The sequence below is a fragment of the Meiothermus sp. genome (assembly GCF_025056915.1).
GTDB lineage: Bacteria > Deinococcota > Deinococci > Deinococcales > Thermaceae > Meiothermus.
In genome coordinates this window covers 1-7,748 of sequence record NZ_JANWVH010000108.1, presented here as the reverse complement: position 1 = coordinate 7,748, position 7,748 = coordinate 1, and the positions used below count along the sequence as shown (strand labels likewise).

Genomic DNA, 7,748 nt, shown 5'->3' with positions numbered 1-7,748 from the left:
AGCCCGCCGCCCTCAGTGTCTTCACCGCCCTGGCCATTCTGTCGGCGGCCTCTTCAAGCTTCGCCATGGGTTGCAGGAGCGAAATCCGCACAAAGTGGTCGTTGTGGTCGCCAAAGAGGGTTCCGGGGAAGACCATCACCCGGGCTTCCTGCAGCAGCCGGATGCAAAACTCGCCCGCCCCCAGGCCCGTCGAGGAGACGTTGGTGTAGAGGTAAAAGGCCCCCTGCGGCTCACCATAGGTGAAGCCCAGGCTGTCCAGCACCGTGCGGAAAAACCGCCGTCGCTCGGCAAAAATCTGCCGGTGCTCCTCCACGCAGTCCTGCAAACCCTGCAGGGCCGCCAGAGCCGCATGCTGGCTGACCGCGGGGGCACAGATGCTGATGCCGTGGTGGATTTCATTCATCGGCACGGCCAGATCCCTGGGGGCGGCCAGGTAGCCGATGCGCCAGCCGGTCATGGCGTAGGCTTTCGAAAACCCATTCAGGGTCAGGGTGCGTTCTTTCATGCCGGGCAGGCTGGCAACCGAAGTCACGCTATGCCCATCGAACACCAGGCGTTCGTAAATCTCGTCCGAGATCACCATCAGGTCATGCTCCTGGGCCAGCTGGGCCAGCTTCTCCACCTCGGCTCTGGGGGTGACCGAACCCGTTGGGTTGGATGGGCTCATCAGGCACAGCATCCGGGTTTTGGGGGTCATCCGGGCCTTTACGGCCTCCGCGGTCAGGGCGAAATTGTCCTTCTGGTACACGTTGACCGGAACCACCACCCCCCCTGCCAGTTCGATGGCCTGGTTGTAGGAGGTGTATCCGGGCGAAGTGACCAGCACTTCGTCTCCTGGGTTGATCAAGGCCAGCATGGCCACATAGATGCCTTCCTGGGCGCCGGCGGTGACGATGATTTCATCGGGGGTGTAGCTCAGGTGGTTTTCCCGCTCGAGTTTTTCACAGATGGCCGCACGCAACTGGGGCATTCCCTGGGGGGCAGTGTAGTGGGTGGCCCCGGCCGCCAGGGCTTTCTGGCCGGCCTCCACGATATGCCTGGGGGTGTCCAGGTCGGGGTCGCCCCGCCCCAGGGCTATCACCCCTTCCAACCCCGCTGCGATACCCAGCATTCTGGTGCGGATGGACTCGTCCTTGTGAACGACCCGATCAGCAATACGGTATCGGGTGGTAGATATGGACACGTAACCTCCTGGCGGCGGTCCAGGGCCGAGAGACAAGCGTTGTGGAAATTCCCTCGACCCTGGACGCCTGCAATGGTTCAGTTCCCCCGCACGAAGATGGTGTCGAGGAAGTTGATCCCCTCTCCCAGGTAGCCGTTGGCCGTGCTCTGGAAAGCGCCGATGGGGTCTTGTAGCTGGTCCTGGGTATTGCCCACCCGCTTCTTGTAGGAGACGTGAAGGCCCCGGGTATACAGGTAAATCAGTGGGAGGTTCTCGGCAGCCACAGCTTGAAAGCGGTCATAGATGGCCTTGCGCTGGGCGGGGTCGGTGGTGGCCAGGCCATCGGAGACCAGCTTGTCCAGCAGGATTTCAAAGGTCTCCGGGCGGTCGGGGCGGGGCTGACCTGGACGGTTGAGGTTCCAGAGGTGGGCCACCCCGTTCAGGTTGTAGAGGTTGCGACGGGTCGGGGGATCAAACACCCCACCAAAATCGGTGAATGAGAGGTCGAAGTTGCGCGTGCCGTCGGGGTTGAAGTTGCGCAGGGCCGGGTTAATTACGCTGCCATTGTCTGCAACGGTAAAGGATGCGTCGATCCCAACCTTGCGCATATCTTCAATCACGATTGGGGCAGCCACTTTTTGCAAGGCTTCGGTCGAAACCACCAGGGCGTTCATCTTGATGGTACGGCCCTGAGCATCAATCAAGAAGCCCTGGGCATTGCGCCGGGTAAAGCCCAGTCCGCGCAACAGCTCGGCAGCGCGCTGGGGGTTGTAGCTGAACTGAGTGCGGCCCTCCACAAAGACATTGGGGTTGTACCAGCGGGTGTTGCCCGAGCTGATGGGGCCATACAGGGGGCGGCCCAGCCCGCCCAACCCCACCCGCAGGATGGTTTCGCGGTCGACCAGGTGCGAGAGGGCCCGGCGGAAGTTGACATTGCGGCAGAGCTGGGCCTTGAAGGGATCGGGGTTCTGGAAGTTACAGAAGATGGTACTGGTCACTGCCGATTGGGTAATGTTGACCTTCAGCTCGGCATCCAGGCGACCCGCGCTGATGGCCTGGCGTACCCCCTGCACCTCGTCAATGGTCAGCGGCTGGAAGTAGTCAAGCTGACCGGCAATGTAGCCCGCCAGGCGTGCGTTGGTATCGGCATAGTTGCGGGCAATGATGCGATCCAGATAGGGCAACTTGTTGCCCCGCTCGTCCACTACCCAGTAGTTGGGGTTCTTGCGCAGCACCATTTCTTCACCGGGCCGATAGGCTTCAACCAGGAATGGACCGGCTCCCACAATCTGTGCAGGAGGGGTGCTGACGGTGTAGGCGCCGTTGACTGCGGCTGCACCACCCCGCTCGAAGATGGGTTGCCAGATGTGGCGAGGTACGATGGGCCAGGTGGCCAGGTCAAGGACAGCGGCATCCGGTGCGTTCAGGGTCAGGCGAACGGTGTTGCCGTCTACTCGAGTCCACCGCAACGGCTTTCCGTTTTGCGTGAACAAACTGCGCTGGCGCGAGTTAACCTGCGGGTTGGCGTGCAGCTCGGCGCTATAGATGATGTCGTCCACGGTCAGGGGACGCCCATCCGACCACTGGATGCCACTGCGGATGCTGAAGGTTATGTCCAGGCCACGTTGCTGGTAGCTAACGCAGACATAGCACTCATACTGTCCACTGGCCGCATTGAACTGCACAAGCTGGGGGTACCACAGGTACTGAATGTAGGTGTCCGAAAGAGACTGCACCGTAAAAGGATTGAAGGTCGGGGGCAAGCCCACCAAACCATAGGTGAGCGTTCCACCCATCTGTGCGTTGCCCGCACCTCCAAAGCGGGCGGGACGAACCAGCGGCTGAGCCAGAGCCCCAGCCCCCACCAGAATCACCAAAACCAAGACCAACCACTTGAGCGTGCGCATGCCTGCCTCCCGAAAAAAACGACTCACAACCGTCTAGCACCGTGTCCATTCAAGCCACGGAGGACTTCATGGGGGTTTGTCGGTTCTGATGGACGGAACGAACATACCTAGCCCCTCCTGGCCTTGGGATCCAGCGCGTCGCGTAGCCCATCGCCCACAAAGTTGAAAGCCAGCACCGTGATGAAGATGAACAAACCTGGAATCAGCATCCAGGGCCTGCTGGTGAAAGTCTGCATTCCACCTTCCTGGGCCACAGCCAGCATCAGGCCCCAGCTGGCGTTTGGATCGGAGATGCCCAGGCCCAAAAACGATAGGCCCGATTCGGTCAGGATGAAGCCCGGTATGAGCAGGCTGAAACTGACGATGGCAAAGCTGGCGGTAGCGGGCAGGACATGCCGGAAGATGATGCGTGCATCGCTGGCGCCCAATCCCCGCGCGGCCATCACGTAGTCTTCCTCGCGCAAGCTCAGCACCTGCCCGCGCACCGCCCTGGCCACCCCGCCCCAGCGAATGAGCCCCAGGATCAGGATCACCACGAAAAACACCACGCTCGACTTTGCGTCCAGTGGAAAAAGCGCCCGCAGGGCCAGCAACAGGAACAGGGCTGGGATTGTGGACAGCACCTCCACCACCCGCATGATCAGGTCGTCAAGCCAACCACCGTAGTAGCCGGCAACAGCGCCCAGTACCAGCCCCACCACCAGGGCCAGCACCGCCGCAAAAATCCCGATGGTCAGGGTTATTCGGGCTCCGAATAGAATGCGCCCGAACACGTCGCGCCCCAGGCGATCGGCTCCCCACAGGAAGATGGTGGCGGGCTTGTCCACGCCAAACAGCCGGAGGGTAACGGTGGGGTTGAAACCCCAGGTATTGCGCCAGGTTTGGGGAATCAGGTTGATCGGGAAGGGTACGTAGGGCTGCCCCTGGGTAAAGAAACGAATGGGATAGCGGGTGCTGGTGTCTTCTTTGAACTCGAACTGGAGGGTCTCGAGGTTGATCTCGCTGCGCACGTTGTAGACGAAAGGCCTTGTCTGGGCTCCGGTTTCGGGGTCGCGCCAGTGTATCCGGGTAGGCGGGGCAAAACTGCGGTCAATGGCCCCCCGGAAAAACGACTCCGATTCCCCGTAAGGCGCAATAAAATCAGCAAAGGCCGCCAGCAGGTACAGAAGGCCCAGCACCCACAGGCTGACCATCGCCAGGCGGTGTTTGCGGAACTGCAACCGAACCACCTGGCCCCGCGAGAGTGTGCGCAGGGGCGTGGAACTCGAGGTCACGGGCCCGATCATCAGGAGTACCTAATCCTTGGATCCACCAGTGCCAGCAGCACATCGGAAATCAGGTTCCCGATCATCAGCAGGATGGCTGAAAGCACCAACAGGCCCATCACCACATAGAGGTCTTTTTGCTGAATGGCGATCACGAAACCCGGGGTGATGCCCGGCCAGCGATACACAAACTCCACCAGGCCGGCTCCGGTCACCAACTCTGGTAGCACTGTGCCGATGCCCGAAATCACCGGGCTGATGGCATTCCGAAGCACGTGCTTGTAGACCACCACCCGCTCGGACAAGCCCTTGGCGCGGGCGGTGCGTACAAAGTCCGATTGCAAGAAATCCAGCACCTGACCGCGCACCACACGAACCAGGCTCGAGAGTCCGGCGGTGGTGATGACCAGGGTGGGCAGAATCAGGTGCCACAACCGATCTCCCACCTGCTGCCACCAGGAGAGGCTGTCGTAGATTTCGGTGGTTCGCATTCCACCCACGGGAAACAAGAGCCCGTTTCGCAGGTCGTAGCTCAAAAAATCCAGGATGGGCCTGTACCAGGCATTGCCCTGGGCTATCTCGCGCAACGGGGCCTGCAAATACAGAACACCGACAATCAGCAACAAGATAAAAAAGAAGTTGGGAATGGCCAGCCCCACCACGGCAAAGAAAGACCAGACCTGATCGCCCAGCCTGTACTGATTAACAGCCTGATAAATTCCGATGGGGATGGCCAGCAGGTAGGTCAATATGAGGGAAATCAAGACCAGGGTGAAGCTATTGATGATCAGGGGCACGATGATCTCGGTGACCGGTGCGCGGTAGGTGAACGATTCGCCCAGGTATCCAGCAGTGATGATGCCCCACATCCACTTGAAATACTGCACCAGAACCGGGTCGTCCAGACCGAAGTTTTCGCGCAAACGCTGCAGCTGCTCGGCATCGGCGTTGGGGTCGAGGGCGAATCGGTCGGTGAAGTCGCCGGGGGTGAGCTGGATGATGATAAAAGCCAGCAGGGTGGCCCCGATGAAGGTCGGGATCACCTGCAGTACGCGGCGGATGAGGTACTGGGTCATGGTCTCCTCTGGGCCATCTCTACGGCGTACTCGTGATAGATCGCGGCGGCGTACTTGATGCCCTGAATGTAGCGGGCGATGGGCATGTTTTCGTTGGGGCCGTGCAGGTTGTTCTCGGGTGCGCCAAAACCGGAAAGCACAGCGGGGTGGGGAATGGCCAGCATGATCAAACCCTGGATGCTGACCCCGTGGACGATGGGCTGGACACCGAACACCCGCTCGGCGGCACGGAAGGTAGCCTGGGCAATGGCCTCGCGGGAGGAGACTTTGTAGGGATTCTTGCGGGCGTTGACCAGGATCAGCTCGATGTCGTCGAAACCGTGTTTTTCGAGGTGTCTTTGCAGCTTCTTGAATTGCTCGGCGGGCTCGAGGCCCGGCGGGCAGCGAAAATCCATCTTGGCCACAGCCTCTGCAGGCACGATGGTTTTGGAGCCCTCCCCGGTATAACCCGAAGCGAAGCCGCAGATGTTGGCGCTTGCGCCGTAGTGAGCCCGTTTTAGCAGCTCGAAGTCATCGTCGGTGGAGAGGTGCCTCGCCCCCATCTGCCGCATGAACTCGGCTCGGTTGAAGTACTGCAGCTCGTCGCGCAGGAACTCCAGATCCCACTCGTCGGGCGGGATCAGCGTGTCGTACCAGCCCTCCACCTTGATGACCCCGGTGGCAGGGTCGGCAATCGAGGTGAGGCACTCAATCAAGCGCCAGGGCGCCGAGCGCAGCATCTGGGCCCGCCCCGACCAGGTGTCCTGCTTGAGGGTCTTGCAGCGCAACTCGACGTAGAGGATGGCCTTGATGCCCAGGTGCACCTCGGGGCGCAGCGAGGTGCGGTTCACACCGCCGTCGAGGCCAATGGAGGCATCGCAGTGGAGCCGGTCTTTGTGCTTCCAGACAAAGTCTTCGAGGTGGGGAGAGCCGATCTCCTCCTCCCCCTCGAACAGGTACTGCAAGCGCACCGGGGTGCCACCCGCGACCGCCCGGTAGGCCCGGGCGGCCTCCACAAAGGCCAGGCAGCCGCTTTTGTTATCGGTGGCCCCCCGGGCATAGATCACCCCGTCCCGCACCTCGGCGCCCCAGGGGTCGGAGTGCCACAGCTCCAGTGGCTCCGGGGGCTGCACGTCGTAGTGGCCGTAGCAGAGCAGGGTGGGCGCGTCGGGGTGAAGGGGGTTTTCTGTGCCCAACAGCACCTCGGGGCCTCCCTCGGTGGGCAGAATTTCTGCATTCTGCACACCGTTTTTCCGCATCAGGCTCCACAGCAAACGGGCACACTCGGCCAGGCCGATGTTCTGGGCGCTCACCGAGGGTTGGCGCAGCAGGGTGCGCAGGTCCTCCACGGCCTGCTCGGCATGGGCATCGATGTAGTCGAACACTTTCTGCAGGGTGGCCTCGTCGCTCATGCCAGCACTCCCCCCAGGCCCGGCCAGCGGGCCCGCAGATCGGGGCGGGTGACTTCCACGCCGTTCTTGAACACCCGCAGTTTTGCTTGTTGCTGGAGGATCCGGATGTCCTCGAGCGGGTTCCCGTCCACCAACAGCAAATCAGCCACCTTGCCCACAGCCAGTACCCCCAGCTCATCCAGCTCCATCAGCTCGGCGTTGGTCTTGGTGGCCGCAGTGATGGCCTCCAGGGGGGTCAGGCCCCCCTGAACCAGGAGCTCGAGTTCCCTGGCGTTCATCGCCCCGTGGGGCAGCATGAAACCAGCATCAGTGCCACAGCCGATCTTGACCCCAGCCTTGCGGACGCGCTCCAGGCTCTGCCACTTGTCCTCCCGGGCTTTCTCGAGCCAGGCCCAGGCCTGCCTGGAAACGCCCAGCTGCTCGGGGGTAAAGTCGAAGTTACGCTCGTTCACCAGCAGGGTCGGGATGTAGTAGGCCCCCTTTTCGGCCATCAGGTCGGCGGTTTCCTCGTCCACCCAGTGGCCGTGCTCCACGGTATCCAGGCCCCACCGAACCGCCTTGGTGATGGCCGGGCCGCCCGAGGTGTGGGCCGCCACCTTGCGCTCGAGGCGGTGCGCCTCGTCGATAGCGGCGAAAATCTCCTCATCGGTCATCTCCTGGCGGTAGGGCGTGGCGAGGTCGCGCCTCGAGCCCACGCACAGGTTGATCTTGATGAAGTCGGCCCCGCGCTTGACCTGCTCGCGCACGCCCCGTCGGAACGCCTCCGGGCCGTCGCAAGGCAGGGCCATGGCCTCGAACCTAACATGGTCACCCCAGCCAGGGGGATCCATGTGTCCACCCGTGACACTCAGGCCGAGGCCGCAGGCTTTGACTCGAGGGCCGCGCACATAGCCAGCATGGATGGCCCTGGCCAGGTCAATGATCACTCCACCCGGGGCGTTGAGGTC

6 protein-coding genes are annotated in these 7,748 nt (G+C 62.0%); all 6 read right to left on the bottom strand.

The genetic code is table 11. The features are described 5' to 3' along the window. A partial coding sequence (locus NZN28_RS13310; RefSeq protein ID WP_295398929.1) for a pyridoxal phosphate-dependent aminotransferase occupies positions 1–1,183 on the bottom strand: 1,183 nt, incomplete at its 3' end. Between the two features lie 77 nt (positions 1,184–1,260). Next, positions 1,261–3,069, bottom strand: coding sequence for an ABC transporter substrate-binding protein (locus NZN28_RS13305; RefSeq protein WP_295398927.1), 1,809 nt, complete (start codon positions 3,067–3,069; stop codon positions 1,261–1,263). Between the two features lie 107 nt (positions 3,070–3,176). Next, positions 3,177–4,355, bottom strand: coding sequence for an ABC transporter permease (locus tag NZN28_RS13300; RefSeq protein WP_295398925.1), 1,179 nt, complete (start codon positions 4,353–4,355; stop codon positions 3,177–3,179). Continuing rightward, a complete protein-coding gene (locus tag NZN28_RS13295) occupies positions 4,355–5,410 on the bottom strand; it encodes an ABC transporter permease (protein WP_295398923.1) in 1,056 nt (351 codons plus the stop codon). Before NZN28_RS13295 ends, NZN28_RS13300 begins: the two co-directional genes overlap by 1 nt. Next, a complete protein-coding gene (locus NZN28_RS13290; protein WP_295398921.1) occupies positions 5,407–6,801 on the bottom strand; it encodes a M20/M25/M40 family metallo-hydrolase in 1,395 nt (464 codons plus the stop codon). Before NZN28_RS13290 ends, NZN28_RS13295 begins: the two co-directional genes overlap by 4 nt. Then, positions 6,798–7,748, bottom strand: a 951-nt coding sequence (locus tag NZN28_RS13285) for an amidohydrolase family protein (RefSeq protein WP_295398919.1), incomplete at its 5' end; no start/stop codon positions are given. The genes NZN28_RS13290 and NZN28_RS13285, both read right to left, overlap by 4 nt.

Excerpts from the sequence above, each read along its gene's own strand:
- NZN28_RS13300 (WP_295398925.1), bottom strand. The coding sequence starts at position 4,355 with ATGATCGGGCCCGTGACCTCGAGTTCCACGCCCCTGCGCACACTCTCG.
- NZN28_RS13290 (WP_295398921.1), bottom strand. The coding sequence starts at position 6,801 with ATGAGCGACGAGGCCACCCTGCAGAAAGTGTTCGACTACATCGATGCC.
- NZN28_RS13305 (WP_295398927.1), bottom strand. The coding sequence starts at position 3,069 with ATGCGCACGCTCAAGTGGTTGGTCTTGGTTTTGGTGATTCTGGTGGGG.
- NZN28_RS13295 (WP_295398923.1), bottom strand. The coding sequence starts at position 5,410 with ATGACCCAGTACCTCATCCGCCGCGTACTGCAGGTGATCCCGACCTTC.